This window comes from Bacillus sp. BR3(2024), assembly GCF_039134555.1.
GTDB classification, from domain to species: domain Bacteria; phylum Bacillota; class Bacilli; order Bacillales; family Bacillaceae_G; genus Bacillus_A; species Bacillus_A cereus.
Window position 1 is genome coordinate 4,376,661 of the sequence record NZ_CP152433.1, and the last position, 25,037, is coordinate 4,401,697.

The window sequence follows — 25,037 nt, forward strand, 5'->3', positions numbered from 1 at the left end:
TGTTCTCGATTCAATGTAATTGCATTTACTATTTTCCTCTTCTAACTATATCGCTAAATTAACTCATTTTTAGTAATTCCCCTATAAAAAAGGAGAGCCGCCAAGACTCTCCCTTTTTTATATTAGCTTCGTTTCTGCTTCTTATTTGATGAAGATACTTTATGAGAACCCGTTTCATGTGTTGTTGTCCCTTGTCCTTCCACTTCTGGAGAACCTAGGATTGATCTTGAATGGTCTTTTTTCACTTTTTTACTCATTGCACTCACCCCCAAGGTTACTTTTTACTTAAGGGTAAAAAACTATTCAACATAATAATCTGAACATATACTCGCTACTCTTTTACTCTCGTGTTTGGTTTTCGCTTATGTCCCATAGCCGCTTTGCTGCATCCTTATCCAAGGCAGCTTCAGACATTTCCCCTACTTGTTTATCGGCATAGTAATAACCACTCTGATTAGTAAATCCAGTTGATTCTGCTAGCCATACTAAAGTTTCAGCACCTTTCTCCGGCGTACGGGAGAAAGGTTTCATTGCTGCCATAGTTAAGCGAGCAGCTAGACCATTATCCTGGTTAAAATTTGTATTCACTAGCCCCGGGTCAAAGCTATAAGCACTAACACCCGTTCCCTCCAACCGCTGTGCCAATTCAGAGGTGAATAAAATGTTAGCTAGTTTTGTTTGTGCATAACGCATTGTAGGACCGCCCATGAACTTCTTAATACCGCGATACAGTTGTTCTGCATCTAGATCATCGAAATCAATTCCCTTTTTAGCCATTTTATGACCGTGAGATGCAGTGGTAATGACGCGAGCAGGAGCACTTTCTTTTAAACGCTCCAACAACAAATTTGTAAGTAAGAATGGACCTAAATGGTTTACCGCCCAGGTCATCTCCAAACCGTCCTCTGTAATTTGTCTTGTTTGAAATAAAGCACCCGCATTATTTACTAATATATCAATTCTCGGACATCTTTCTAAAATATCGGTAGCTACCTGGCGTATAGATTGTTGGGAAGACATATCAGCGAAAAATATATCTACCACTGCATTCCCATCCGTTATATTTTCAAGTTGAGTCATAACATCATTCGCTTTTGCTTCATTACGTGCAATGATTCCTAGCTTAGCACCGCTTTTTGCAAACATCTTAGCTGCCGCTAATCCAATACCACTTGTTGCACCAGTGATTACTATATACTTGTCACGCAATGTCCACTTTGTATGACTTGGAATTTCCCCCATTGTATAAAAACCCCTTCCCTATATAAATGTCGCATTCGTTTTACTTATATATGAAGTGGGAATTGAACTATGAACAACATCTTTTCTAGTCGTGAAATACTTTATAAAGTTCAGGTTGCAATTACAACCTTTCTCAATAAAAAAAGCGAGAGCAGTTGCTCTCGCTTTTTTTATATCTTAAAACTCAGAAGAACCTGGAGTTCTTGGGAATGGAATTACGTCACGGATGTTAGCCATGCCAGTGATGTACATTAGGAAGCGCTCGAAACCTAGACCGAATCCAGCGTGTTTTGTACCGCCGTATTTTCTAAGTTCTAAGTACCACCAGTAGTCCTCTTCGTTCATACCTAATTCTTTAATTCTGTCTACTAAAACGTCCATTCTTTCTTCACGTTGACTTCCGCCGATTAATTCGCCGATGCCAGGAACTAGAAGGTCAGTAGCAGCTACTGTTTTACCGTCTTCATTCAAACGCATGTAGAATGCTTTAATGTCTTTCGGATAGTCAGTTACGAATACAGGGCGTTTGAAGATTTCTTCTGATAAGTATCTTTCGTGCTCTGTTTGTAAGTCAATTCCCCATTCTACTGGGTATTTGAAGTCAGCACCTGATTCTTGAAGTACTTTAATTGCTTCTGTATAAGTGATGCGACCGAAGTCTGAGTTAATTACGTTGTTCATGCGCTCAAGAACTGTTTTATCAACGAAGCTGTTGAAGAATTCCATTTCTTCTGGTGCATGCTCTAATACGTATTTCATTGCATATTTCAGCATATCTTCTGTAAGGTTCATTACATCCCCTAGTTCCGCGAATGCAATCTCAGGCTCAACCATCCAGAACTCAGCAGCGTGGCGAGTTGTGTTTGAGTTTTCTGCACGGAATGTAGGTCCGAATGTGTATACATCACGGAATGCTAATGCATAAGCTTCAGCGTTCAGCTGTCCACTTACTGTTAGGTTTGTTTCTTTACCGAAGAAGTCTTTTGACTCATCAACTTTTCCGTCTTCACCTTTTGGTAGGTTATTTAAATCTTGCGTTGTTACGCGGAACATTTCGCCAGCACCTTCTGTATCACTACCAGTGATGATAGGTGTATGAACATGTACGAATCCACGCTCTTGGAAGAATTGGTGAATCGCAAATGCTGCGATAGAACGTACGCGGAACGTTGCAGAGAATGCATTTGTTCTTGGACGTAAGTGAGCGATTGTACGTAAGTATTCAAATGTATGACGTTTCTTTTGAAGTGGGTAATCAGAATCTGATAAGCCCTCGATATCAATTTTTTCTGCTTTAATTTCAAATGGTTGCTTCGCTCCAGGCGTTGCAATTACTTTACCTTCTACTTTAACTGAAGAGCTAAGTGGAAGTTTTGCAATTTCTTTGAAGTTCTCTAATTCTGTATCGAAAACGATTTGAACGCTTTTGAAGAAGCTACCGTCGTTTAATTCGATGAAACCAAATGCTTTTGAATCACGTAAGTTACGAATCCACCCTGATACTTGTACTGTTTGATCTGCATACTTTTCTGTATCTCTATACAGACTTTTTACTAATGTGTTTTCCATAGTGAAATTCTCCTTTGCTCATATATTTAAATACAAAAAAACCTTTCATCCATAAAGGGACGAAAGGTTAAACTTCGCGGTACCACCCAATTTGTCATAAAGACCAACTTTAACTCGTATGTAATACATACTTCCCGGTTTGTAACAGGCCGGATTCCCGTCTAAGTCTACTCTTGAATACGAGATTCAATTTCGGTTAGCAACTCCAAGGTGTTCTTCACATATACCGCCTCATCAGGCTCTCACCGTCCCTGACTCGCTTTGGATTATAGTATATACTACTTTTCCTTATCATCGTCTTTCATTTTGTTAAACTAAAATTAATGTACTACATTCGAGAGAAAGATGCAAGATGTCGGAAAATATATCAGTATTTTTCTTTTTTCAACAACATATATTTAAACGATTTCCATGAGAGATTAATTCCCTACTGTATTATCCTAATTTCCTTTTAATAATTCTTTCATCTTCATTTTTGTATCTTCCTCTATACGTGGCTGATAAATTGTAAGCTTTAATTCAGGTGCATCATAAACCTGGAGTGTAACATGATCCATGACCAACGTCCCTATGGCAGGATGTAAAAGTACTTTCCGACCAATAGGTTTTCCTTGCACTTCATGATTTGACCACCACATACGAAATTCGCTACTTCTTTCCGTAAGTTCCTCAATCACATTTTTAAACCACTCATCCCCAATAAATTGTGTATATGTAGCACGGAACTGTGCAATTAAACGTTGCGCATGATTTTCCCAGTTTTCAAATAGTTTACGGTATTCTTTTGATGTAAAACAACGCCAAACCGCATTTCGATTTCTCTCATCCATTTCACCAAAATCACCAAATACAACACTAGCAGCCTTATTCCAATGAACAATGTTAAGTTTTTCATCAATTACATAAGCAGGACAAAATTGTAATTGATCTAGTAACCCCTCTAAAACCCCATTTATATGTCCAGCAATCGGCTTCCTTATTTGAGAAGGTAGTGAAAGATTTGCCAATAAAATCAAATGATTTCTTTCTTCTCCCTCCAACCGAAACACACGAGAAATTGACTCTATAACTTCTTGAGAAACTTGGATATCACGCCCTTGTTCTAACCATGTATACCATGTCAATCCAATTCCAGTTAATTGTGCAACTTCTTCCCGTCTTAATCCTTTTGTTTTTCTTCGCTGACCAATTGGTAAATTAAATTGCTCAGGAGTCAACCTAGCTCGGCGGCTTTTCAAAAAATCTGCTAGTTCCTTCCTTCTATCTGCATCGCTTAACATATAATATTCCCCTTTATTAGTGGTAGTTTTTATACCAGTATAAATACACTCCTATTTTCATTATAAACCTACCTTTATCTTAATGAGTAAAGGAGGTGAATTTTATGATAATAAAAAATATAGAAACACATTCTTTTGAACTAACACAGCGATTTGTTTTATTTATGGCGGTAATATGTGGTTTTACAGTAGCAAACGTGTATATAAATCAAACCCTTTTAGTAAGCATAGCCCATACTTTTCATGTTTCAGAAACTAGAATCGGTATTGTTGCTACCGTAACCCAAGTCGGATATGCATTAGGAAATCTTTTCATAGTTCCTTTAGGGGATATACTTGAGAGAAAAAAATTAATTTTAATTTTATTGTCTCTCATTTGTATTAACTTAGCTTTAGCCGCTTTCTCAACAGATATGACTTGGCTAATTGCAGCTAATTTTATTCTTGGATTTGTTACAATCATCCCCCAGATTGTAATCCCTTTCGTCTCTCAATACGCCACTGATCAAAATAGAGGTCAAATTTTAGGAAATGTATCTATCGGTCTAGTTTGCGGCATTTTAGGAGCTCGATTAATTAGCGGATTCATTGATATTCACTTCGGATGGCGAACTGTTTATGGGATTTTTTTCATAAGTACTTTCATTCTTATGTTATTAGTGAAAATGTATTTCCCTAAAGGAGATAAGACTCATCACATGCAATATAAAAAGCTTCTCTTTTCTTTCATTCCACTCTTGTTGCAAGAGAAAATGTTACGAAAGGCTTGTTTAAGTCAAGGGATGGTATTTGGAGCTTTCAGTGTTTTTTGGACTACACTTATTTTCTTATTAACTACACATCCTTATCATTACGGAAGCTCTACTGTTGGATTAATCGGTTTAGTAGGAATAGTAGGAGCATTTGCAACACCTATTATCGGGCGCATTATAGATAAAAAAGGAGCCATATTTGCAAACGCTTTATGTACGTCTATTTCATTTTTTTCTTTTTTACTATTTTTGTTTTCAGGGTACTGGTTACCAGGACTCATTGTAGGGGCTCTTTTACTTACAGCTGGCACTCAAGCAAATCAAGTAGCTTGTCAAGCACACCTTTTGCAATTACATCCTGAGAAACGAAGTAGTTTGAACGGCATATACATGGTGGCAACATTTCTCGGTGGGTCTATAGGCTCTTACTTCGGACTGCTCGTCTGGAGCAAATGGCAGTGGACCGGAGTATGTATTCTTGGAATTTCCATGATAAGTATTACACTAATCTCATTTATAAAAATGCCCAATTATACTAGAAGGGAAGATGTATGTAATGAAAGAAACTAGTGTGAATTATGAAAAAGGGATGGGAATTTTAGCAAAAATCTCTCCTGAACATTACCAAAACATCGTAAATAACCTTGCAGATTCTGTTGCACCTGATTTAGGAACATTAGCTGTAGAATTTAACTACGGTCAAATTTTTGCCAGACCAGGTCTTGACTTGAAATCTCGATTACTTGCGACCGTTGCTGGATTAACAGCTTTAGGGAATACTGAACAACTGAAATTTTATATAACCGGAGCTTTAAACGTCGGATGGACAGAAGAAGAAATCATTGAAGTAATGATGCAAATGATTATATATGCCGGATTTCCTGTAGCATTAAACACCATTTTAACGGTTGCTACCGAAGTATTTACAGAACGAAAAACAGATACAATGTAATTAAAAATAAAAAGGTTGAGTTCCCTTCAATGGGTACTCAACCTTTTTATTTATAAATTACTTACGTAACTCCGCACCAAATTTCTCTTCTACCGCTGTTAATACACGGTTATGTGCTTCTGTTACTTCTTCGTCTGTTAATGTACGTTCTGCATCGAAGTAAGTCATAGAGAATGCAAGTGATTTCTTGCCTTCTTCCATTTTTTCACCTTCGTATAAGTCGAATAGTGTTACGTCTTTCAGAAGTTCTCCGCCAGCTTCAGCAATGACTTGCTTCATTTCACCAGCTTTTGTTTCTTTCGTTACTACAACAGCCATGTCACGTGTCATAGATGGGAAACGTGGAATTGCTGCGTAGTAAGTTTCTTCAGCGTCTGCACCGAATACTTTTACAAGAGATAATTCAAATACGAATGTATTTTTCACATCTAATTGTTTTTCTGCTTCTGGGTGCAATTGACCGATGAAACCAATTACTTCGCCATCTAATACGATGTCAGCTGTACGGCCTGGGTGCATACCTTCGCGTTTTGCTGGTGCATATGTGATTTGGTTTGCAACGCCAAGTACGTCGAATAGTCCTTCTAGTACACCTTTCACAACGAAGAAGTCTACTACTTTCTTCTCACCTTGCCATGCATGGTGAAGAGCAAGACCTGTCATAACACCTGCAAGATGTTGTTCTTCTTTCGGAAGTTCTCCTTCTTCTGTCGGTAAGAAGATAGAACCTACTTCGTATAAAGCAACGCTGTCGTTTTTACGAGCGACATTGTATGAAACTGCTTCTAGTAATTGCGGTACTAAGCTTAAACGAAGTTGGCTACGTTCTTCACTCATTGGAAGCGCAAGACCTACAGGCGCCTTTTCGTTTGGCTCAACCATATATTGTTTCGCTTTGTCAGCGCTTGTTAATGAATACGTGATTGCTTCATATAAACCAGCACCCTCTAAGAAGCGGCGTACTTTACGACGTTTCGTTTGTGCTGATGTTAATTTACCACGAGTCATCGTTCCAGAAGGTAATGTAACTGGAATGTGGTCATAACCGTATAGACGGCCCACTTCTTCTACTAAGTCTTCTGAAATTGTAATATCAGGACGACGTGCTGGTACATTCACGTGGAATGTTCCTTCTACTTCTGTGAATGGGAATTTCAAGTTTGTGAACATTGTACCCATTTCACTCGCAGAAATATTTGTACCTAATACACGGTTTACTTTTTCAGCAGTAACAGATACTGTACGCTCTTGTACTTGTAAGTTGTCAGCTTCTACTACACCTTCAAGTGCTTCACCGCCAGCATATTTCGCCATTAAAGCAGCTGCGTGTTGAATTGCTTCAAATGTACGTGTTGGGTCGATTCCTTTTTCGAAACGTGCACTTGATTCACTACGAAGACCTAAGTCTTTTGATGTACGACGTACTGTTTGACCTGCAAAATATGCAGACTCAATTAGAACGTTTACTGTCTCATTTGTAACTTCAGAATCCGCCCCGCCCATTACACCAGCAACAGCTAAAGCTTTCGTGCCGTTTGTAATTACAAGGTGGTGGCTTTGTAATGTACGCTCTTGATCATCTAACGTTTCAATTTTTTCGCCTTCTTTTGCAAGACGAACAACGATTTCTTTTGAACCTAATTTATCGTAATCGAATGCATGTAACGGTTGACCGTATTCCATTAAAATGTAGTTTGTAATATCAACTACGTTGCTAATTGGACGAATGCCAGCTGCCATAAGACGAGTTTGCATCCACATTGGTGATGGACCAATCTTTACGTTTTTAACCATTTTTGCAATGTATAATGGGTTTTCTTCTTTCGCTTCTACACTTACAGAAATATAATCAGAAGTTTTTTCTGCTGTTTCTTGTAAGTCGATAGCTGGAAGCTTTACTTCGCGGCCATAAATAGCAGCTACTTCGTAAGCAACACCTAACATGTTTAAGCAATCTGCACGGTTTGGTGTTAAGCCAAGCTCAAGTACTTCATCGTGTAAGTTTAAAATTTCAAGTGCATCTGCACCAACTTCAGCGTCACTTGGGAAGATGAAGATACCATCTGCGTATTCTTTTGAAACTAACTTTCCATCAATACCAAGCTCTTGAAGAGCACAAACCATACCGTGAGAAGCTTCACCGCGTAGTTTTGCTTTTTTGATTTTGAAGTTACCAGGAAGTACAGCTCCAACTTTTGCAACTGGTACTTTTAAACCTTTTGCAATGTTAGCAGCTCCACAAATAATTTGAACTGGCTCTTCTTCACCGATATCGATTAAGCATTTGCTTAATTTATCAGCTTCTGGGTGTTTTTCACATTCTAATACGTGACCAACTACAACACCTTTTACACCTTTATTTAATACTTCAACGCCTTCTACTTCAATACCACTTTTCGTGATTTTGTCTGCTAGTTCTTGTGCTGTTACATCTTTAATATCTACATACTCTTGTAACCAACGATATGATACGAACATACTTATCCTCTCCTTCCCTTACGCTCGTTTGAATTGTTGTAAGAAACGTACATCATTTGTATAGAAATGACGAATGTCATCTACTCCGTATTTCAACATTGCGATACGCTCTGCGCCCATACCGAATGCGAAACCTTGATATTCTTTTGAATCATAACCAGCCATTTCAAGTACGTTCGGGTGAACCATACCTGCGCCTAGAATTTCAATCCAGCCAGTTCCTTTACAAGTGCCGCAGCCTTTGCCATGACACATCATACAAGAAATATCCATCTCTACAGATGGCTCTGTGAATGGGAAGAAACTTGGACGAAGACGGATTTCACGATCTTCACCGAACATCTTTTTCACGAATACTTGCAGTGTACCTTTTAAGTCACTCATACGAATGTTTTTATCAATTACAAGACCTTCAATTTGCATGAACTGATGTGAATGCGTCGCATCGTCGTCATCACGGCGATACACTTTACCAGGACAAATAATTTTAATTGGGCCTTTTTCTTTATTATTTTCCATCGTACGTGCTTGCACAGAAGATGTATGTGTACGTAGTAACGTTTCTTCTGTGATGTAGAATGTATCTTGCATATCACGCGCTGGGTGATCTTTCGGTAAGTTTAGTGCTTCGAAGTTGTAGTAGTCTTTTTCTACTTCTGTTCCTTCAGCTACTTCATAACCCATACCGATGAATACATCTTCAATTTGCTCAACAACAGCCGTTAACGGATGGTGACAACCTGTTTCAACAGGACGACCTGGCAATGTAACATCAATTGTTTCAGTAGCTAATTTCGCTTCAATTACTGCTTTTTCTAAGTTACTAATTTTGTCGTCTAGACGCGTTTGAATCGCTTCACGTACTTCATTTACTAATGCTCCCATACGTGGACGCTCTTCTGCTGATAATTTTCCCATGCCGCGTAATACTTCTGTAATTGGACCTTTTTTTCCTAAATACGCTACGCGTACGTCGTTTAAGCCTTTCAGCTCTTTCGCTTCTTCAATAAGCTCTAGCGCTTTTTGCTTTAGCTCTTTTAAACGTGCTTCCATTTTGGAACCCTCCTAATTTTAAAAATAAAAAAACCTCGCTCCCAAAAAGGGACGAGGTAAATTCGCGGTACCACCCTAAATTGACAGAACATGTCTGCCCACTCATTAGTTATAACGATCAATTCTGACCGGAACGCCTTTACATATACATGGTCCTGGCGTCAACTCCAGAGGTGAATTCACTTTCGTCTACCATAAGAATGCTTTCAGTCTACGACATTCTCTCCCTATATGGCGATTTTGTAAGCTACTCTTCTCTATCAACGTTTTTCGTTATTTAACTTTTAATATAATGTACTTCAACTTATTATAAGAAGTTTTTTATTTGTTAGCAACCGGGCTTTGCAAATAATACGTTAAAATCCCTGCTGCAACCGCAACATTTAATGATTCTGCCCCGCCGTAAATCGGAATATACAAGTTTTGATCCGTTTTTGCAAGAATTTCTTGGCGTACGCCATTTCCTTCATTTCCTACAATTAATGCAAAACTGCCAGCCGGCGTTACTTCACCATACGGAACTCCATTTTCAAGAGCTGTTCCATATACAGGAACGTTATTTTCTTTTAACTTGTCTACCCATTCTTCTAAGTTCCCTTTTACAATTGGTAAGTGGAAAATAGAGCCTTGTGTAGAGCGGAGTACTTTACTATTGTAAACATCAACACAACCTTCTCCAAGCACAACGGCGTGAATACCAGCTGCATCAGCTGTACGAATAATTGTTCCTAAATTACCTGGGTCTTGCAGGCCATCTAATAAAAGGAATTTCCCATCAGTAAGAGCTACTTCTTTCTCATGCTTCTCACAAACAGCAAATACACCTTGCGTCGTTTCTGTTTCACGAAGTATTTTTACAATCGCCTCAGGTACGATGTACATTTCCACATCATTAACTGTCCAATCTTTCGGAAGGTCTGTCTGATCTGAAACGATAAGTTCTGTTACAATTCCTGTCTTCAAAGCTTCCTCGACTAAGTGGAATCCTTCTACAAAAAATAAACCTTTTTTATCGCGTTCTTTTTTCGTTTGCAGCTTTTTCCACTGCTTTACACGCGGATTTTGTACTGAATCAATGTTTTTCATAATATGTATTTCCCTCTCTTCTTGTCTTATCATTATAGCCTATTTTTCATACATATTTACATAAAAAAGAACAAAAACTAACGTCAGTTTCAATTCTGAAGAAGAGGTGAAAGCAATGAGTTTTAATTTACGCGGTGCCGTATTAGCGAATGTATCTGGAAATTCACAAGATCAATTACAAGAAACAATCGTCGATGCAATTCAAAGCGGTGAAGAAAAAATGCTTCCAGGTCTTGGCGTTTTATTTGAAGTCATTTGGAAAAACGCTGATGAAAATGAAAAGCACGAAATGTTAGAAACACTAGAGCAAGGATTAAAAAAATAAGCAATTTGAAAATCACCTTTGCATAAGCTAAGGTGATTTTTTTGCAGAAAAATTTTTTCTTCTCCTAAACATTTCTACTTTACTAACGAACTATGATGGAGTACAATGTTCAAAATACATTTAAACCGATCGATTTTTCTTCATATACACCATAAGATAAAAGGAGTGAATGTTTTATGCACCGTATTACGCTTGAACAAATTTTTAAACACCACATTACACAAAAATACGTAAACCGTTCTGGAATGGTCCACGCGATCGCTGTCGCTTACCATGCGTTTCACCTAGCCAAAAAGCATCACGCCTCAGTCGATGCTGCCACAAAAGCTGGCTTCCTTCATGATATCGGACATCATACGTGGTACACAGGCGGCGAATGGGATTATGACTTATATAAAAAGAATGATATCCATGCAATTAAAGGCGCTGAAAGAGCACATAAATTACTTATTAGATTAGGAGAACATCCAAAACTAGCAAAAGAAATTTCTATTGCAATTCTTCTTCATACAGATTCTTTCTTAGTGGAACAAGAAATTGAAAGAACATCTCTTCAAAATATTATTAAATGGGCAGACGAAGCAGATGAAGAACCGGGCGGAGCGCATCATTATCGAACAATTTCTTATGAAAAAGCACTTAAAGCAATTCAGCAATTAGATCGATTGGTAGAGCGTGAATTGCAAATAGAGCAAGCAAAATTGAATAACAAGACAGAACATAGTTATCAATGAGAAAGAGGCATCACTACAGGGTGATACCTCTTTTATTATTTTATGGAAAATAAACCTTTATCCCGCATTAACGAGCAGTAAGACCCCCACCTCGAAATTCAGCAAAGACGAGGAAGTTAGGTGGAGAATCAACTGCCCGTAAAAGCCCGATTGGTGAGGGCTGATAATCAGTGGGGGATGAACCTCCCCAATGATTAAAGTTTCACTTTATATGTAATATTTAAATGTTACATTCAAAAACATCTTACTTTATAATTAAATATACAAATATAAAAGAGGTGATTTTACAAATGCAACCCGCTACACAGCTTTCTAATGAACAAAAACACTCGATGTCATGGGGACAATTTATTAGCTCTGTTTTATTCGCCTTTTTTGGAACTGGACTTATTACTATGTTCCTCGCAATGCCATTAACAATTTATACAGCAGGTCTTACAGATAAAAAACAAGTTGCCCTGTATGAATCTATTGCAAATACTGCAAGTACCGTATTACAACTAGCTGTATTGTTATTCTTCATTTTTAAATTCGAACCCGCAAAAAAATTACTACTAAAATCTTTTAACTTTAAAACACTGAAAGAATGGCGCACATACGTATACTTACTTCTTTTCTTCGTTATCAACATCATACTCAATTACATCTTGTTAAATTATGTGTTCCAAGACGCAACAAAGCAGCAATCTTCCGCACTAAGCTTAGACGTCTTTAAGCAATATCAAATATTATTACTTCTCAGCTTTGCAATACTCACACCCATTTTTGAAGAACTTATTTTCCGTGGTTTTATACTTCGCTTCTTCTCAGAACGCTTTCCATTTTGGATTGCAGCCATCGTAACAAGTTTCTTCTTCGGTATCGCTCATACATACTCACTTGGGGTAATGGTAATTACTTTCTTTATGGGATTATTAATGGCCATTTTATGTAAAAAAACAAAGTCCATTATTCCAGCTATGTTATTTCATATTATGAATAACATGTTGGCATTCTTGAGTTAAAAAGAGGTATCATCGCGATACCTCTCTTTACTCTTTTATCATAACTTCAAACTCTTCTGCGGTTAGCGTTTTTGATAATCCGTATCGTTATTACCCATTTCCTTCAATTTATATATACTCATTAATAATATCCAAAATAAACCTCATGTAGTAAAATATAACTTAATTCACATAAAGGAGTTTACATATGTTCAGTATTATTTGGATGCTTTTCACGCCACTTCTCTTACTATGCGGGATTGCTGGTGGTATTTTTTTAATAGTAACGGGGATTAAATATCGGAAATTACTCGTTGGTTTAATGGGGCTACTTAGCCTATCCTTTGTCACACTACCTTTTGTTCTTTTAAGTGTAGGGATTCATATCGATACAATTTTCCCGATTCCAACTGCTCTTTACTGGACCCTATTTTCTTTAACTGGATTATTAGCAGGGGTAAGTGGAGTACAAGCCAAAATTAAAAGTATACGTAATATGGGATTCATTATTTTTACCATTGGAATATTAGGTGTTATCTTCTGGGAGCTCATGTCTGTAGGTGATTCATTCTATATATAATATTTTTTAGCAACCTACAAATCGGAGGTAATACAGAAGTGTTTGGAATATTAACTTGGATGATTTTAGCTCTTACTTTAATGTTATGCGAATTCATCGTCGGCATTTTTTTAATTATTGCTGGCATGAAACATCGTAAATTACTTACCATTATAGCTGGTTTCACTAGCATATTACTCATCGTTGTTCCTATTGTTTGTATAGGTTCTGGAATAGATTTAGAGGGGATGGTTCCAATTTCGGGAACTTTATATTGGTGCTTCTTCTCTTTAGCTGGACTATTAGCTATTATAAGCGGCAGGCAAATATCGAGTATTTGTTCTATGGGGACAATTTTGTTTATAACAGGGCTGTGCTCCGTAACTGGTTATCATTTTTTATATCTCACTCTTTAAAAAGGCAAAAAAGCAGGGAAATTAATTCCCTGCTTTTCTATTTGGTTTATTGCCTGATTGTAAGAAGAACGATAACACCCAAGCGATACCTGCAAGTATCGTTGCGATTAAGAAGGCATCGTTAATACCGTTAATTGCAGATAGCTTTGAAATTTGTCCATATAATAGTTGTGTGCTCATCGCGTCTCCTGCTTGAGCTGATCCAGCTAAGGCCGCTAAGCTTTGACCCATGCCGTGTACTTTATCAACTAAAATTGGGTTTGATGTTGTTAACATGTTGCCGTAATCTGCTACGTGGGCAGTTGTTTGTTGCGTCATAAGTGTAATTAAAATCGCTGTTCCAATTGAACCAGCTACTTGTCTTGACGTATTTTGCGTTGCTGTACCGTGAGAAATTAATTTCATCGGCAGCGCGTTCATACCAGCTGTCATAATTGGCATCATAATGAATGACATACCAATTGAACGTATAATATAATCCGTCATAATAACGCTATACGGTGTATCCATCGATAATTTTGTAAATTCATATGTCGCATACGTCGTAATTGCCAATCCAATTATCGCTAATGGACGAATACCATATTTATCGAATAATTTACCCGCTACTGGTCCCATGATCCCCATAATTAATGATCCTGGAAGAAGTAGTAAACCAGATTCAATTGGCGTAAAGCCACGAATGTTTTGCAGATATACTGGAAGCAATAACATACCTCCGAATAATGCCATCGTAACGATTGCATTAATTACTAAAGTAAAAGTAAATACTGGATATTTAAATACTTGTAAATCAAGCATTTTATTGTCCGTTGTTAACTCTCTCCAAATAAATAACGCTAAACCAATTACACCGATAACAAGTGAAATAATGACTTCTGCACTAGTCCAACTATTATTTCCAGCTTCACTAAATCCGTACAATAAGCTTCCTAGTCCAATACTTGAACTAACCACACCGAATATATCTAATTTCGTTTTAGACACCGGCTGAGCTAGTGTAAAGAATTTTAAAGATAGGAACGTAATAATTAAACCAATAATAAACATCGCATAGAACATTAAGTTCCAGCTATAGTTTTCAATCACCCAACCTGTTACAGTTGGTCCGATAGCTGGTGCTAAAATCATCGCTACACCTAGTAATCCCATCGCCGCTCCGCGTTTATGAGGCGGGAATAACGTCATGAAGATATTCATACCAACCGGCATTAAAATACCCGCACCAACTGCTTGAATTACGCGACCTGTCATCATCATTGTAAAGTTTCCTGAAGTAGCACAAATGATAGATCCTACCGTGAAGAATAACATTGCTGCTACGAATAATTTACGATACGTAAATCGTGAAACTAAAAAGGCACTAATCGGTACTAAAATACCATTTACAAGCATGAAGCCTGTAATTAACCATTGTGCTGTTGAAGTTGATACATTAAATTCATTCATTAACGGAGGTAATGCAACATTAATGATTGTTTGGTTTAAAATAGAAACGAACATGCCTAGAATTAATACAGCTACAACTGCTTTTACGTTCACATTCTCTACAGGCATAGACATTTGTTTTTTCGGCACTTCTTTTTCTTGTTTTACTTCTTCTTGCTTTCCTGTTTCTAACTCAACTACATTAGAAATTTCCGATTCTTGCTTTCGTTCAATTTCTTTCTCTTCTGTTTCAACTTTACTTACTTCTATTTTACTTACGGCTGGGACTTGTTCTTCTCCCATTTTCGTTTTTTTCTTTCGTAAAAGACGATTTACAAGGAAGAAGACGATTATACAAAATAGTGCATATCCTGCAATTACAATTGAGGACATCTCATCTCCCCCTTACTTATGAATACGAACTGTCACATTCATGCCAGGAACAATATTTACTGATTTGCTATGATCTAAAGAAATTTTAACTGGTACTACTTGTGTTACTTTCGTATAGTTCGCTGTTGCGTTGCTTGATGGCAACATAGAGAATGTATTCGCTGTTGTTAAGCCAACTTGTTCTACTTTTCCTGTTAACGTTGTATCTGGGTATGCATCTACATACACATCTACATCTTGACCTTTTTGAACATCATCAACATCTGTTTCTTCAATGTTTGCTGTTACCCATAAATTGTTCATATCAAATGCATAAGCAATCGGGCTACCCGCTCCAACGAAAGCATTTGTTGTCGCGTTTGATTGTACAACTGTTGCATTTTGTGGAATTGTTACATCTACTGTTTGTTCTCCATTAGCTGCCGCTACAGTAACAGTACCTAATTTATCGTTCTCATTATAATTTTTTCCTACTTCAGCTTTCCAGTCAGTTAGTTTACCTGCTACTGGTGAAGCAACCGGAATTACCTTTCCATCAATCTTTGCATTGTCTGTTTTTAAGTAATTTTCCGTTTGATTGTAATAGTAATAACCGCCAATACCGCCGCCAACTAGTACAATTAATGTGATAATGTTGATAATTACCATTCTTCGAAACTGATTCATTGCATTCCTCTCCTTATATCGCATATAATTTTTTTCTAAACTATTTATGTCCTTATTGTTTAGATTGTTTAATTGTTAATTATATTAACCTTTTAACAAAAAAATCACACCATCTGCAGCTTAAATCGAAACTTCTCTACCTGCGAGCGGTGCTGATTTCTGAAGGACTATCGTTTATAATTATAAATAATTATTTTGAATCTACAACCGACAATTTACGTATGAAATGTCGTTTAAACAACAATATAATACCAATATGTTGTTTAAGTATAGAAAATTAAACGAGGGGAAATAAAAATGTCTATTAAAAATACAAATGATCCACGTGTAAAACGGACGAGACAACTCATACAGGATGCTTTTGTCGCTTTAGTAGGCGAAAAAGGTTTTGAAAATGTTACTGTTCAACATATCGCAGAACGCGCTCCTGTAAACCGCGCTACATTTTATAGCCATTACCACGATAAATATGACTTACTAGACAAAAGCATTGAAGAAATGTTAGAAAAGCTAACTGAAGTAATTAAACCGAGAAATAGAAATAAAGAAGATTTCCAACTAACATTTGATTCGCCACATCCAAGTTTTTTGGCCTTGTTCGAACATATTGCAGAAAACACTAACTTCTATAACGTCATGCTTGGTGATAAAGCTGCTGGAAACTATACGTATAAGATGATGAAAGCAATTCAAACGCATTTAACATTAAGCCTCTCTATTTCACAACCTAACGATGAAAAACTAATGGTTCCACGCGATATTCTCATTAGTTATGTTACTGGTGCCCACCTAGGAATGATTATGTCATGGCTAAAAAGAGGGATGATATATACCCCGCATTTTATGGCGATGCAATTAACTCGTTTAATTATTTTAGGGGCTCATACTGCTGCAGGATTAGAAAGGCCTTTTTAAAACATAAAAAAGCGAAGGAGAAGCTCCTTCGCTTTTTCTATTAATTAAATGTAATGTTATGTACAGCCTCTTTATCAAGACGTTTAATAACTTCTACAATTAACTTCACTGCATTTTCATAATCATCACGATGTAACATTGCCGCATGAGAATGGATATAGCGCGTTGCAATTGTAATTGCCATAGAAGGAATACCATTTACAGCAATGTGAATCGCACCCGCATCCGTTCCTCCGCCTGCTACTGAATCATATTGATACGGGATTTGTAATTCATCAGCAACATCAACTACGAAATCACGTAAACCTGTATGTCCAATAACAGAAGCATCATATAAAATGATTTGTGGTCCATCGCCCATTTTACTTTGTGCTTCTTTTGACGTTACACCCGGTGTATCTCCAGCGATACCAACATCTACTGCGAACGCGATATCTGGTTTAATATAATTCGCAGATGTTTTTGCGCCACGAAGACCAACTTCTTCTTGTACAGTTCCAACGCCATATACAACGTTTGGATGCTTTTCATCTTTTAATTGTTTTAATACGTCAATTGCAATTGCACAACCGATTCGGTTATCCCATGCTTTTGCAAGTAACATTTTTTCATTCTTCATCACTTGGAATTCAAAGTAAGGTACAACTTGATCTCCTGGTCGTACGCCCCACTCCATCGCTTCTTCTTGGCTAGAAGCACCGATATCGATGAACATGTCTTTAATTTCAACTGGCTTTTTACGAGCTTCTGGAGGTAAAATGTGCGGTGGTTTTGAACCAATTACACCTGTTACATCTCCTTTACGCGTTACAATCGTCACGCGTTGCGCAAGCATAACTTGTGACCACCAGCCACCAACCGTTTGGAAGCGAAGGAAACCTTTGTCATCGATTTGTGTAATCATAAATCCAACTTCATCTAAATGACCTGCAACCATAATTTTCGGGCCGTTTTCTTCCCCTACTTTTTTCGCAACTAAACTCCCTAAATTATCAGTAGAAAGTTCGTCCGCAAACGGCTCAATATATTTCTTCATTACTTCACGTGGTTCACGCTCATTACCAGCAATACCACGTGCATCTGTTAATTCTTTTAGCATTGTCAATGTCGCGTCTAATTTTGTCATTGCCAACACCCTCCTTTTTCTTCAGTCAATTCATTATACAATAATTAAATTGAAATATTCAAAAATTAAATTAGTATCCTTGTGTTTGACGCTGATGATTTACTTCATTTTTATCTAAATATGCTTTTTCAATCTCTTCTTGTTCAAATTCAAGTGCTTGTCCAAGTCGAAGATAGCTCGTAAATAATTCAATATAGTTTGTAATAGATGGTTGATCTGTAAAACGAATTACTTTCGCATATGTGTCTAAGAAAATTTCCACTTGTGTTTTATTCGTCTGTGCACATTTATAGAATAGGAAGTTTTTATCAATACCTAAATCAATTCCGATTGATAAAATAAAATGCAAACCATCTACGTATTCTTCTAATATTACTTCACGTTCTGATGCTGGTTTGTTGCTCCAATATTTAAAACAACGTGTTTCATTTGCAAGTTCTCCAATTTCTACAAGAAGAGCTAACATTTTTTCTTTTAACAATTTTTTCGGTTGTAAGTCATGTTCTTTTGCAATACGGTCATCTAATTCTTTTTGTAATTTAAATAGTTGTAGTAAGTCCATTCTATTGTCCTCCTCCAACATCGCATTTTACGCAACAATGTTGTTTCATCTCAAAGTTCATTATTATGTTTCAGTTCTTATGAATAAGTCAGCTATCTAACTCTTTATAAAATAGCTTGTCCTTAATTTACAAATACGTTTCAGTCATCGCTCTTAAATTGTTCATCTGATGAAAGTTCCATATCATCTTTCCATTATAGCAGTGTCGTTTCAGCTAGGAAAGATACTCTTCTTTCCAAACGAGCAGAATTGAAAAAAGCCAGGAGTATTCTCCTGACTTCATATGTATATTCTTCTATACTGCTATAACTTTTATATTGATTTTGTCATATTGATAACAACATAGCCGTTAATCTTTAGAATTTCTTTCACTTCTAACTTCTATTTGAATACAAATAAAAAAACCTTAGAAGAAAATTCTTCTAAGGTTTCAACTAATTAATTAGTTAATGTTGTTTTTTGCAACTGTTGCTAATTCAGCGAAAGCTTTTTCGTCATGAACAGCTAAGTCAGCAAGCATCTTGCGGTTAACTTCGATGCCAGCATTTTTAAGACCGTGCATTAAGCGGCTGTAAGAAAGACCATTCATACGAGCTGCTGCGTTGATACGTGTAATCCATAATTTACGGAAGTCACGTTTCTTTTGACGGCGGTCACGGAATGCATACATTAGAGATTTCATAACCTGTTGGTTAGCAACCTTGAATAATGTATTTTTTGAACCGTAGTAACCTTTTGCTAATTTAATTACTTTTTTACGACGTTGACGAGTAACTGTACCACCTTTTACTCTTGGCATAATATTACCTCCTAATTGTTCTATATATCAGCCGAACTTATTTTAAGTTGTCAAGCATTTGACGAATGCGTTTGAAGTCACCAGCGCTTACTACACCAGCTTTACGTAGTTTACGTTTAGCTTTTGTAGATTTGTTAGCGAATAAATGGCTTGTGTAAGCGTGAGAACGTTTCAGTTTACCTGATCCAGTCTTTTTGAAACGCTTTGCAGCGCCGCGATGAGTTTTTTGTTTAGGCATAGGTATTTCCTCCTCTATCTATTACTTATCGTTTTTCGGTGCTAAAACTAAGAACATACTGCGTCCTTCCATTTTAGGCTTAGATTCAACTGTGCTAACTTCAGCACAAGCTTCTGAGAAGCGATCTAAAACACGTTGACCGATTTCTTTATGAGTAATGGCACGTCCTTTAAAGCGAATTGATGCTTTAACCTTGTCGCCTTTCTCTAAAAACTTGATAGCATTACGAAGTTTTGTGTTAAAGTCGTGTTCATCAATTGTTGGACTTAAACGAACTTCTTTCATGCTAATTACTTTTTGATTTTTGCGCTGCTCTTTTTCTTTCTTCTGTTGCTCAAAGCGGAATTTACCGTAGTCCATAATGCGGCATACTGGCGGTTTCGCATTTGGAGCAACTAATACTAAATCAAGATTAAGATTTGCAGCTAAGTCTAAAGCGTCATTACGAGACTTGATTCCAAGTTGATCGCCATTTGCGCCAACTAAACGTACTTCACGTGCACGAATTTGCTCGTTAATCATCATATCCTTGCTAATAGTAAGCCACCTCCAAGGTTTTCTCAGAACATATTTTGTAGTCATAGAACCCGAACAAAAAAAGTGCGGGCATACGACACCCACACTTGTAAAATCTTAAGTAAGAAATACATTTACCTGTTAACTGCGAATGCGTCCATCAGGTGAGAAGCGGGTGCTTCTACTTGTTCCACAAAACAATATTCTATTATCCTTGATGAGTTTATCATAGGACATGACGTCTGTCAAGAAGACGCGATGTGTTTTACTAACAACAAGAAATATTGTAACAAACAACTAACATACTTGCAATACTTTTTTATGATAAGTGTTACATGGTTATTTTTTCTAATTTTTCTCAAGTATATTACATAAAAAAGCCGCGGTATACCGCGGCTTTTTCTTATCGTTTTCCTTCTACTTTAATCATGTCAACAAAAGCATCTAATGCGATTGTTTCTGATTTTTGTTCACCATATTTACGTACGTTTACGCCGTTTTCAGTTACTTCATTGTCACCTACTACAAGCATGTACGGAATTTTTTGCATTTGTGCTTCACGGATTTTGTAACCGATCTTCTCTTCACGAGTGTCTAATTCAACACGGATACCAGCACGACGCAATTCGTCTTGTACTTTCTTCGCATAGTCTAAATGTACTTGCGGAGAAACTGGAATTACTTGTACTTGAACTGGAGCTAACCATGTTGGGAATGCACCTTTGTATTCTTCAATTAAGAAGGCTACAAAACGTTCCATAGTTGATACAACACCACGGTGAATTACAACTGGACGATGTTGTTTACCGTCTTCACCAACGTATGATAATTCAAAGCGTTCTGGAAGCAAGAAGTCTAATTGTACAGTTGAAAGTGTTTCGTCTTTTCCAAGAGCAGTACGAACTTGAACGTCAAGTTTTGGACCGTAGAATGCCGCTTCACCTTCAGCTTCATAGTAATCAAGCCCCATTTCATCCATAGCTTCTTTTAACATACCTTGTGCTTTTTCCCACATCTCATCATCCGCATAATACTTTTTAGTATCTGCTGGGTCGCGGTAAGATAGACGGAATGAGTAGTTCTCTAAACCGAAATCTTTGTACACTTCTAGAGTTAAGTTTACAACACGTTTTAACTCTTCTTTAATTTGATCTGGACGAACGAAAATATGCGCATCGTTTAAAGTCATTCCGCGTACACGTTGTAATCCAGATAACGCACCTGACATTTCATAACGGTGCATTGTTCCAAGTTCCGCAATACGGATTGGTAATTCACGGTAGCTGTGAATATCATTTTTATAAACCATCATATGATGAGGACAGTTCATTGGACGAAGAACTAATTCTTCGTTATCCATTTCCATTGATGGGAACATGCCATCACGATAGTGGTTCCAGTGACCAGAAGTTTCATAAAGCTCTCTGCTTCCTAGTACTGGAGTATATACGTGATCATAGCCTAAGCTTGCTTCTTTATCAACGATATAACGCTCGATAATACGACGAATTGTTGCACCCTTTGGTAACCAAAGTGGTAAACCTTGTCCTACTTTTTGGCTATTAGTAAATAGTTTTAATTCTTTACCTAATTTACGGTGATCGCGCTCTTTCGCTTCTTCAAGCATACGTAAGTGCTCATCTAATTCCGCTTTTTTAACGAATGCAGTACCGTAAATACGTTGTAGCATTTTATTATTGCTATCGCCGCGCCAGTAAGCACCTGCAACGCTTAATAATTTAAACACTTTAATTTTCCCTGTAGATGGAAGGTGAACACCACGACAAAGGTCGAAGAATTCGCCTTGCTCATAGATTGAAATAACTGCATCTTCTGGAAGATCGTTAATTAAATCTAATTTTAACTCATCGCCGATTTCTTCAAAGCGACGAATTGCTTCTGCACGTGGTACTTCATGACGAACGATTTCCAAGTTCTCGTTCACGATTTTTTGCATTTCTTTTTCGATTTTCTTGAAGTCTTCAACTGTAATTGCTTCTTCCATATCAATATCGTAGTAGAAGCCATTTTCAATTACTGGACCAATGCCGAGCTCAACCTTAACATCTTTATATAAACGTTTTAACGCTTGTGCTAAAAGGTGGGCTGTTGAATGGCGTAAAATATATAGGCCATCTTCAGAATCTAATGTAATGATAGAAACTGCACCATCTTCTTCGATTGGTGTAACAAGATCGATCATCTCATCGTTTAATTTTCCAGCTACAGCTTTTTTCTTTAAGCCTGGGCTAATAGAAGCTGCGATTTCTTCAGTTGTTACGCCTTTTGGAAACTCCTTCACAGCTCCATCAGGGAAAGTAATTTTAACTACATCTGCCATCACTGGTCACTCCTCTTTTTCTCAAAATAAAAAACACTCATCCCGTAAAAAGGGACGAGTGTTGAATTCGTGGTTCCACCCTTGTTCCAATTAACATAATTGTTAATTGCTCAAGTTCAACATAACGGTGTTGTCCGTTAGCAATTACTAGAAAAACCGTTCACTGCTAAAGTTTAGAGGTGGTAAGTAATAATCCCGTACTAGGAAGCTCACACCCTAAGGCTTCCCTCTCTGAAAATCGTAGAAAACTACTCATGTCCTCATCATGACATTTCAATATATTTCATTTATGTAGGTAATTATATGCTCAAAAACTTAGAAAATCAAGGGCGTTACCTTTATTTTTTAAATTTTTCACATTGCGCTCAAAATCATGTAATCCATGTAATTGGACCCGTTCTTGGAACACATTTCGCAAAGTAATTATCATATTATGGTCTTGTTCTTTCGTATATAAATAAATCTTTTTGGGCGAAATAGAAAGAAGCGGCGCAATTACTTTCGTATCAATATATACATCATTTTGCTTTAATAATTCCTCATCTATATATTGGACCAACTTCTCCTGTTTTAAACGCCTACCTTTATCATCATAAAAGATAAAGCTTTCATCAAAAATAAGATGCATGCAAGACAAACGTGATTTACGGCTACTTACTTGTTGCCGAAGCGTCTCAATGAACATTTGGTATTCTTGCTCCATCTTATATTCATCAATTGCCACTTCCGCAAGTTTAGCCACCATTTCCCTATATGTACGAAGACGAAAACGGATATATGATGAAAACGAGAATGAGAGCGGATCACAAAGCCAATTATTTAAAGAAGACTTAATATATGACTCAAATGCGTTACGCGTTAAATCCTGAGCTACACCTTTTCTTCTTCCCTTTAAAATCTCATGTGCCATGTGCAATATTTGATGACACTCTTCTTGTTCTTCATAAAAAAACTTTTCTTTTAAAATCGTATAAATCCACTCATTTTGTTTCACATTCACAATGAAATACACCATTACTGGCAATAAGATCTTTTCAATATAATTCGATTCACGTACTGGTATGTGAATCACCACTTTTTGTTCCTGTAAATACACACTCGTTTCCTTATATAATACTTCCGCTCTTTTCAGCAATTGTCTATATACGTACATAGCATCATTTTTTTCTTCGAAGCAAATTTCAATCACTTTTGTCCCCCCTTTTATCCCCGCTCTAAAGGACTGTATCTATACGTTACAAATCCTATAAGAGTCCGTTCCGCGTGAAGTTCACTCTTAGTAGAATTACATTTCCTATCGTTAGAAAATCCACTCAATATGGCTTGCTAATTTTATATATATTAAGGGAGGGAGAAAAAAATGATACAAGCTACTATGAATTTTTATTGTATACTTTACTTATCAATAAAAGGGGGTATCTGAATGTTTGAATATAAATTCGTAAAAGTCGAATTACATTGGGGGTTCACTCGCTCAAAACCAGCTGAAGACTACCAAGAAATTATTCAAGAACATGCTAGAGATGGCTGGAGGTTCGTACAGATTGTTGCCCCTACGTTTGGCAGTTCTGGACAACCTGAATATTTCGACCTCATATTTGAAAAGAAAATATCACTATAATACAAAAGAGCAAGCTTCTCAGCTTGCTCTTTTACTTATGACGACGGTTTTTCCCACCAATCGGAATTGGTTTCGCTAAATATTTAATTCGTTCCATAATGCGTGCTGCCTTCATTTCTTCAGCCTCGCCACGCTGTGTATACGTTAAATGGTGTTCCAGTTGTTTAAAATCAAAATTAGACGTAAAGAACGTCGGTAAGTTTTCTAACATACGGAATTGTAAGATTGCACCGAGTACATCGTCACGGACAAAGCTTGACATCGCTTCTGCCCCGATATCATCTAACATTAAAACTTGTACGCGTTTAACCGCATCAATCTTCTCACCAATCGAATTATCTTGAATTGAACTTTTAATTTCACGTAAAAATTCCGGGAAGTATACGAGCATCGAACTTATTTTCTTTCGAGCAAGCTCGTTCGCTATTGCTCCTAACAAATACGTTTTTCCTACACCAAATTTACCGTACAAATATAAACCTTGTGCTTTTTTACCTGGTTCATATGTACTTAAAAATTCATTCGCTGCACCAATCGCATCGATACGTGCATTTAAATCAGAAGGATCTAAGTTTTCCATAGTTGCCTGTAAAATATCCGTTGGCATATATACACTTTGAACAAGTTTTTCATATTTCTTTCTCTCGTCATGCGCTACTTTTCTAACGCAGCGATCGTATTGAATATCAATCATCTTCCCTTGAATAACAAGCTTTGGCTCGTACCCTTGTAGCATATTTTTACATGAGCCTAAATCCGGACAATCCACGCAACCTACACTTTGTCCAATATATTCATATAACTTCACAAGACTGCGCTCAATCATAGAAGTCGTTACTTCACCCTTATGTTCATCTATAAATTCTTTCACACGCGGATGCGCCATTACTTCTGCCTTTAATACTTCATATCTATTTTTAAAGTTTTCATTTTCCATTAATTTTGCAAATGAATTTTGAATATGCTCCATTTTCTCACCTCAAAGAGCGTTCATTCTCTTCTA

General features: G+C 37.0%; 26 protein-coding genes and 4 other annotated features. Of the genes, 9 read left to right on the plus strand and 17 right to left on the minus strand.

Translation table 11 applies throughout. The annotated features are described in order from the left end of the window. Nucleotides 1-122: 122 nt before the first annotated feature. The 4 genes from V7S45_RS22525 to V7S45_RS22540 form a co-directional block, all read right to left on the minus strand. Nucleotides 123-257 (minus strand): YuzL family protein, encoded by a 135-nt coding sequence (locus tag V7S45_RS22525; protein WP_000039591.1) that lies wholly within the window; start codon nt 255-257, stop codon nt 123-125. An 82-nt stretch (nt 258-339) separates the two neighbouring features. Continuing rightward, a complete protein-coding gene (locus V7S45_RS22530; RefSeq protein WP_078187372.1) occupies nt 340-1,242 on the minus strand; it encodes an SDR family oxidoreductase in 903 nt (300 codons plus the stop codon). A 177-nt stretch (nt 1,243-1,419) separates the two neighbouring features. Further along, a complete protein-coding gene (gene asnS / locus V7S45_RS22535) occupies nt 1,420-2,811 on the minus strand; it encodes an asparagine--tRNA ligase (protein ID WP_000432177.1) in 1,392 nt (463 codons plus the stop codon). A 52-nt stretch (nt 2,812-2,863) separates the two neighbouring features. Beyond that, nucleotides 2,864-3,115, minus strand: a binding site (T-box leader). Between the two features lie 136 nt (nt 3,116-3,251). Further along, nucleotides 3,252-4,091, minus strand: coding sequence for a helix-turn-helix transcriptional regulator (locus V7S45_RS22540; RefSeq protein ID WP_342761495.1), 840 nt, complete (start codon nt 4,089-4,091; stop codon nt 3,252-3,254). Between the two features lie 104 nt (nt 4,092-4,195). Between V7S45_RS22540 and V7S45_RS22545 the strand changes: the two genes are divergently transcribed. Together V7S45_RS22545 and V7S45_RS22550 are read left to right on the plus strand one after the other, a co-directional pair. Next, nucleotides 4,196-5,413, plus strand: a complete 1,218-nt coding sequence (locus V7S45_RS22545) for an MFS transporter (RefSeq protein ID WP_088345220.1) — start codon at nt 4,196-4,198, stop codon at nt 5,411-5,413. Next, the gene (locus tag V7S45_RS22550) at nt 5,400-5,795 is read left to right on the plus strand and encodes a carboxymuconolactone decarboxylase family protein (RefSeq protein WP_089607802.1); all 396 of its coding nucleotides are present in this window, start codon (nt 5,400-5,402) and stop codon (nt 5,793-5,795) included. Before V7S45_RS22545 ends, V7S45_RS22550 begins: the two co-directional genes overlap by 14 nt. A gap of 57 nt (nt 5,796-5,852) precedes the next feature. Here V7S45_RS22550 and pheT read toward each other — a convergent pair whose 3' ends face one another. The 3 genes from pheT to V7S45_RS22565 all read right to left on the minus strand — a co-directional run bounded on the left by pheT (nt 5,853) and on the right by V7S45_RS22565 (nt 10,445). Next, entirely contained in the window at nt 5,853-8,273 is a 2,421-nt protein-coding gene (pheT, locus tag V7S45_RS22555; RefSeq protein WP_078187112.1) for a phenylalanine--tRNA ligase subunit beta, read from the minus strand. An 18-nt stretch (nt 8,274-8,291) separates the two neighbouring features. After that, a complete protein-coding gene (gene pheS / locus V7S45_RS22560; protein ID WP_000388219.1) occupies nt 8,292-9,326 on the minus strand; it encodes a phenylalanine--tRNA ligase subunit alpha in 1,035 nt (344 codons plus the stop codon). 44 nt (nt 9,327-9,370) lie between these two features. Continuing rightward, nucleotides 9,371-9,599 (minus strand) — a binding site (T-box leader). Between the two features lie 48 nt (nt 9,600-9,647). Next, nucleotides 9,648-10,445 carry an RNA methyltransferase gene (locus V7S45_RS22565; RefSeq protein ID WP_002026395.1) on the minus strand — a complete coding sequence of 266 codons (798 nt, stop codon included), beginning with the start codon at nt 10,443-10,445 and terminating at the stop codon, nt 9,648-9,650. Nucleotides 10,446-10,527: 82 nt separating this feature from the next. Between V7S45_RS22565 and sspI the strand changes: the two genes are divergently transcribed. The 5 genes from sspI (at nt 10,528) to V7S45_RS22590 (ending at nt 13,429) form a co-directional block, all read left to right on the plus strand. After that, nucleotides 10,528-10,737 carry a small acid-soluble spore protein SspI gene (sspI, locus tag V7S45_RS22570; protein WP_000009509.1) on the plus strand — a complete coding sequence of 70 codons (210 nt, stop codon included), beginning with the start codon at nt 10,528-10,530 and terminating at the stop codon, nt 10,735-10,737. Nucleotides 10,738-10,913: 176 nt separating this feature from the next. After that, nucleotides 10,914-11,471: an HD domain-containing protein gene (locus V7S45_RS22575; protein ID WP_000554786.1), complete on the plus strand. Its 558-nt coding sequence runs from the start codon at nt 10,914-10,916 to the stop codon at nt 11,469-11,471. 290 nt (nt 11,472-11,761) lie between these two features. Continuing rightward, nucleotides 11,762-12,475 carry a CPBP family intramembrane glutamic endopeptidase gene (locus V7S45_RS22580; protein WP_001182108.1) on the plus strand — a complete coding sequence of 238 codons (714 nt, stop codon included), beginning with the start codon at nt 11,762-11,764 and terminating at the stop codon, nt 12,473-12,475. A gap of 187 nt (nt 12,476-12,662) precedes the next feature. Then, nucleotides 12,663-13,034, plus strand: coding sequence for a hypothetical protein (locus tag V7S45_RS22585; protein ID WP_000491395.1), 372 nt, complete (start codon nt 12,663-12,665; stop codon nt 13,032-13,034). A gap of 38 nt (nt 13,035-13,072) precedes the next feature. After that, nucleotides 13,073-13,429 carry a hypothetical protein gene (locus V7S45_RS22590; protein WP_000467059.1) on the plus strand — a complete coding sequence of 119 codons (357 nt, stop codon included), beginning with the start codon at nt 13,073-13,075 and terminating at the stop codon, nt 13,427-13,429. 21 nt (nt 13,430-13,450) lie between these two features. On the opposite strand, the gene V7S45_RS22595 is transcribed toward V7S45_RS22590, so the two are convergent. Continuing rightward, entirely contained in the window at nt 13,451-15,250 is a 1,800-nt protein-coding gene (locus V7S45_RS22595; RefSeq protein ID WP_000095295.1) for a DHA2 family efflux MFS transporter permease subunit, read from the minus strand. A gap of 12 nt (nt 15,251-15,262) precedes the next feature. Then, the gene (locus V7S45_RS22600; RefSeq protein ID WP_001071419.1) at nt 15,263-15,916 is read right to left on the minus strand and encodes an HlyD family efflux transporter periplasmic adaptor subunit; all 654 of its coding nucleotides are present in this window, start codon (nt 15,914-15,916) and stop codon (nt 15,263-15,265) included. A 297-nt stretch (nt 15,917-16,213) separates the two neighbouring features. On the opposite strand from V7S45_RS22600, the gene V7S45_RS22605 reads away from it, so the two are divergent. Further along, nucleotides 16,214-16,831, plus strand: coding sequence for a TetR/AcrR family transcriptional regulator C-terminal domain-containing protein (locus V7S45_RS22605; protein ID WP_000023672.1), 618 nt, complete (start codon nt 16,214-16,216; stop codon nt 16,829-16,831). A 40-nt stretch (nt 16,832-16,871) separates the two neighbouring features. On the opposite strand, the gene V7S45_RS22610 is transcribed toward V7S45_RS22605, so the two are convergent. From V7S45_RS22610 to ytxC, 7 genes are all read right to left on the minus strand, one after another. Next, a complete protein-coding gene (locus V7S45_RS22610; protein WP_000163555.1) occupies nt 16,872-17,957 on the minus strand; it encodes a M42 family metallopeptidase in 1,086 nt (361 codons plus the stop codon). Between the two features lie 70 nt (nt 17,958-18,027). Beyond that, complete coding sequence (locus V7S45_RS22615) at nt 18,028-18,519, minus strand: dUTP diphosphatase (RefSeq protein ID WP_000365050.1); 492 nt, start codon at nt 18,517-18,519, stop codon at nt 18,028-18,030. A gap of 442 nt (nt 18,520-18,961) precedes the next feature. Then, nucleotides 18,962-19,318, minus strand: a complete 357-nt coding sequence (gene rplT, locus V7S45_RS22620; RefSeq protein WP_001138362.1) for a 50S ribosomal protein L20 — start codon at nt 19,316-19,318, stop codon at nt 18,962-18,964. Nucleotides 19,319-19,355: 37 nt separating this feature from the next. Next, on the minus strand, nt 19,356-19,556 hold the full coding sequence (gene rpmI / locus V7S45_RS22625) for a 50S ribosomal protein L35 (RefSeq protein ID WP_001125945.1): 201 nt from the start codon (nt 19,554-19,556) through the stop codon (nt 19,356-19,358). Between the two features lie 21 nt (nt 19,557-19,577). Beyond that, the gene (gene infC / locus V7S45_RS22630) at nt 19,578-20,081 is read right to left on the minus strand and encodes a translation initiation factor IF-3 (protein WP_000973215.1); all 504 of its coding nucleotides are present in this window, start codon (nt 20,079-20,081) and stop codon (nt 19,578-19,580) included. Between the two features lie 63 nt (nt 20,082-20,144). Next, nucleotides 20,145-20,265 (minus strand) — a sequence feature (ribosomal protein L20 leader region). Between the two features lie 210 nt (nt 20,266-20,475). After that, nucleotides 20,476-22,413, minus strand: coding sequence for a threonine--tRNA ligase (thrS, locus tag V7S45_RS22635; RefSeq protein ID WP_000786083.1), 1,938 nt, complete (start codon nt 22,411-22,413; stop codon nt 20,476-20,478). A gap of 47 nt (nt 22,414-22,460) precedes the next feature. Continuing rightward, nucleotides 22,461-22,689: a binding site (T-box leader), on the minus strand. A gap of 31 nt (nt 22,690-22,720) precedes the next feature. Then, nucleotides 22,721-23,602, minus strand: a complete 882-nt coding sequence (gene ytxC / locus V7S45_RS22640; RefSeq protein ID WP_061457748.1) for a putative sporulation protein YtxC — start codon at nt 23,600-23,602, stop codon at nt 22,721-22,723. A 234-nt stretch (nt 23,603-23,836) separates the two neighbouring features. On the opposite strand from ytxC, the gene V7S45_RS22645 reads away from it, so the two are divergent. After that, nucleotides 23,837-24,034 (plus strand): DUF4177 domain-containing protein, encoded by a 198-nt coding sequence (locus V7S45_RS22645; RefSeq protein WP_000464456.1) that lies wholly within the window; start codon nt 23,837-23,839, stop codon nt 24,032-24,034. 31 nt (nt 24,035-24,065) lie between these two features. On the opposite strand, the gene dnaI is transcribed toward V7S45_RS22645, so the two are convergent. After that, complete coding sequence (gene dnaI / locus V7S45_RS22650; protein ID WP_000400104.1) at nt 24,066-25,004, minus strand: primosomal protein DnaI; 939 nt, start codon at nt 25,002-25,004, stop codon at nt 24,066-24,068. Between the last annotated feature and the right edge of the window lie 33 nt (nt 25,005-25,037).

What these genes read in the sequence shown, in the direction of transcription:
- V7S45_RS22600 (WP_001071419.1), bottom strand. Translation starts at nt 15,916, where the DNA reads ATGAATCAGTTTCGAAGAATGGTAATTATCAACATTATCACATTAATT.
- pheT (WP_078187112.1), bottom strand. Translation starts at nt 8,273, where the DNA reads ATGTTCGTATCATATCGTTGGTTACAAGAGTATGTAGATATTAAAGAT.
- V7S45_RS22565 (WP_002026395.1), bottom strand. Translation starts at nt 10,445, where the DNA reads ATGATAAGACAAGAAGAGAGGGAAATACATATTATGAAAAACATTGAT.
- V7S45_RS22615 (WP_000365050.1), bottom strand. Translation starts at nt 18,519, where the DNA reads ATGGACTTACTACAACTATTTAAATTACAAAAAGAATTAGATGACCGT.
- thrS (WP_000786083.1), bottom strand. Translation starts at nt 22,413, where the DNA reads ATGGCAGATGTAGTTAAAATTACTTTCCCTGATGGAGCTGTGAAGGAG.
- V7S45_RS22645 (WP_000464456.1), top strand. Translation starts at nt 23,837, where the DNA reads ATGTTTGAATATAAATTCGTAAAAGTCGAATTACATTGGGGGTTCACT.
- V7S45_RS22610 (WP_000163555.1), bottom strand. Translation starts at nt 17,957, where the DNA reads ATGACAAAATTAGACGCGACATTGACAATGCTAAAAGAATTAACAGAT.
- rplT (WP_001138362.1), bottom strand. Translation starts at nt 19,318, where the DNA reads ATGCCAAGAGTAAAAGGTGGTACAGTTACTCGTCAACGTCGTAAAAAA.
- dnaI (WP_000400104.1), bottom strand. Translation starts at nt 25,004, where the DNA reads ATGGAGCATATTCAAAATTCATTTGCAAAATTAATGGAAAATGAAAAC.
- V7S45_RS22605 (WP_000023672.1), top strand. Translation starts at nt 16,214, where the DNA reads ATGTCTATTAAAAATACAAATGATCCACGTGTAAAACGGACGAGACAA.
- V7S45_RS22545 (WP_088345220.1), top strand. Translation starts at nt 4,196, where the DNA reads ATGATAATAAAAAATATAGAAACACATTCTTTTGAACTAACACAGCGA.
- V7S45_RS22530 (WP_078187372.1), bottom strand. Translation starts at nt 1,242, where the DNA reads ATGGGGGAAATTCCAAGTCATACAAAGTGGACATTGCGTGACAAGTAT.
- V7S45_RS22575 (WP_000554786.1), top strand. Translation starts at nt 10,914, where the DNA reads ATGCACCGTATTACGCTTGAACAAATTTTTAAACACCACATTACACAA.
- infC (WP_000973215.1), bottom strand. Translation starts at nt 20,081, where the DNA reads ATGATGATTAACGAGCAAATTCGTGCACGTGAAGTACGTTTAGTTGGC.
- asnS (WP_000432177.1), bottom strand. Translation starts at nt 2,811, where the DNA reads ATGGAAAACACATTAGTAAAAAGTCTGTATAGAGATACAGAAAAGTAT.
- rpmI (WP_001125945.1), bottom strand. Translation starts at nt 19,556, where the DNA reads ATGCCTAAACAAAAAACTCATCGCGGCGCTGCAAAGCGTTTCAAAAAG.
- V7S45_RS22525 (WP_000039591.1), bottom strand. Translation starts at nt 257, where the DNA reads ATGAGTAAAAAAGTGAAAAAAGACCATTCAAGATCAATCCTAGGTTCT.
- V7S45_RS22585 (WP_000491395.1), top strand. Translation starts at nt 12,663, where the DNA reads ATGTTCAGTATTATTTGGATGCTTTTCACGCCACTTCTCTTACTATGC.
- V7S45_RS22540 (WP_342761495.1), bottom strand. Translation starts at nt 4,091, where the DNA reads ATGTTAAGCGATGCAGATAGAAGGAAGGAACTAGCAGATTTTTTGAAA.
- V7S45_RS22580 (WP_001182108.1), top strand. Translation starts at nt 11,762, where the DNA reads ATGCAACCCGCTACACAGCTTTCTAATGAACAAAAACACTCGATGTCA.
- sspI (WP_000009509.1), top strand. Translation starts at nt 10,528, where the DNA reads ATGAGTTTTAATTTACGCGGTGCCGTATTAGCGAATGTATCTGGAAAT.
- V7S45_RS22550 (WP_089607802.1), top strand. Translation starts at nt 5,400, where the DNA reads ATGAAAGAAACTAGTGTGAATTATGAAAAAGGGATGGGAATTTTAGCA.
- V7S45_RS22595 (WP_000095295.1), bottom strand. Translation starts at nt 15,250, where the DNA reads ATGTCCTCAATTGTAATTGCAGGATATGCACTATTTTGTATAATCGTC.
- pheS (WP_000388219.1), bottom strand. Translation starts at nt 9,326, where the DNA reads ATGGAAGCACGTTTAAAAGAGCTAAAGCAAAAAGCGCTAGAGCTTATT.